At 67.9% G+C, this 1,852-nt stretch carries 2 protein-coding genes; both read left to right on the top strand.

What is annotated here, in order from left to right; all coding sequences use genetic code 11:
• On the top strand, positions 1–933 hold a 933-nt coding region (locus tag ACXJKL_RS20255; protein WP_457208793.1), incomplete at its 5' end, for an AAA family ATPase.
• 1 nt (position 934) lies between these two features.
• A partial coding sequence (locus tag ACXJKL_RS20250; RefSeq protein ID WP_457208792.1) for a CpaF family protein occupies positions 935–1,852 on the top strand: 918 nt, incomplete at its 3' end.

Raw genomic sequence — 1,852 nt, 5'->3', positions numbered from 1 at the left:
GCCCGTGACCTGGCGGGACTCACCACGGCCGTGCACCGAGCACGGAGCGTGGCCAAGGAGATCTCCCAGGTGCTGGAAGAGGACGCCCGCGCCGCCGCCGAGGCAGCCCTCGCCGAGGCCACCGAGGCTCGCGCCGTTGCCCAGGCTGCCGCCGACGCCCCGCAGGCGAAGGTCCTCACCGTCTTCTCCACCAAGGGTGGCGTGGGCAAGAGCCTGGTGGCCACCAACCTCGGCGTAGCCCTCAGCGAGCAGGGCCACCAGGTCTGCCTGGTCGACCTCGACGTCAACAGCGGCGACGTGGCGATCATGCTCCAGCTCACCCCGACACGGACGATCAACGACCTCGTTGCGTTCGGCGGGCAGTTCGACCCTGAGGCCCTCAGCTCGATCCTGACCAGGGCATCGGAACGTCTCTCGCTGGTTGCGGCTCCTGTCCGCCTCGACTCCCCCGACCACGCAGCGGCCACCGACATCGGCGCCATGATGGACGTACTCAAAGGCATGTTCGACTTCATCGTGGTCGACACGTCCGGCGTGTTCGACGACAACGCCCTCACGGCCCTCGACCGCACCGACACGATCGTGCTCGTCGGCACCCTCGACATCCCGGCCCTCAAGGCCCTCAAGCTGGCCACCGGCACGCTCGACCTGCTCAACTTCGGCCGGGAGACCTGGAAGTTCGTCCTCAATCGAGCCGACGGCAAAGTCGGGCTCACGGTGGACGAGTTCGAGTCGACCCTGGGCATCAAGGCCGACGCCACGCTGGTGTCCAGCCGGGAGGTGCTGGCCGCCGTCAACCGCGGTGAGGCCCTCGTGCGCGCCTATCCCAACCACGCCAACAGCAAGGCGCTCGTCGACTTCGCCTCGACGTTCGCCACCGCAGAGAACGCATCTGTCAAGAAGGCGTCCCGGCGCCGTCTGAGGAGGTCCTGACATGAGTCTCACCGATCGGATCGCAGCCGCTCAGCGCAGCCGGTCCCAGCTCAACGGTCAGTCGACCGCCCCCGTGGCGACCATTGACGCAGCCGCAGCGACCGCCGCGGCAACGCCTCCCGCGAGCACCTCGCTCGCGGCGAGGACCTCCGCCGAGGTCGGCAAGAAGACGGCCGGCAGGGATCCGTTCGGCGACGTCAAGCGGCTGGTCCACGCCCGCCTGGTCGAGACCCTCGGTCCCAAGCTGTACGACGCGCACATGACGCAGTCCGAGCTCGAGCAGCAGGTGCATTTCGCGCTGCAGACAGCGATCGCCGAGACCGACCAGCCCATGTCGAGCGCCGACCGCGCCCGGGTGTCGCAGGAGATCGCTGACGACATCCTGGGCTACGGGCCGATCGAGCCCCTGCTGCGCGACCCCGACCTCTCCGAGGTCATGGTCAACGCCTACAACAGCATTTACATCGAGCGCAGCGGCAAGCTGGTCAAAACCGACGCCGCGTTCAACGACGAGGCCCACCTGCGCCGCACGATCGACAAGATCGTCAGCAAGATCGGTCGACGCGTCGACGAGACCAGCCCGATGTGTGACGCTCGACTCCCCGACGGGAGCCGCGTCAACGCCATCATCCCGCCGCTGGCGCTGGACGGCTCCAAGCTCACCATCCGGAAGTTCGCCGAGGATCCCTACACGGTCGAGGACCTGATCAACTTCGGGTCCCTCACCCGCCCCTCGGCCAACCTGCTCGAGGGCTGCGTCAAGGGTCGCCTGAACATCCTGGTGTCCGGCGGCACCGGCGCCGGCAAGACGACCACCCTCAACGTGCTGTCCTCGTTCATCCCGCACGACGAGCGGATCGTCACCATCGAAGACGCCGCCGAGCTCCGGCTGCACCAGGACCATGTGCTTCGCCTGGAG

Source organism: Nocardioides sp. P5_C9_2, assembly GCF_054049555.1.
Note: the sequence above shows the minus strand (reverse complement) of the source record. Positions and strands in the feature narration are given on the sequence as shown.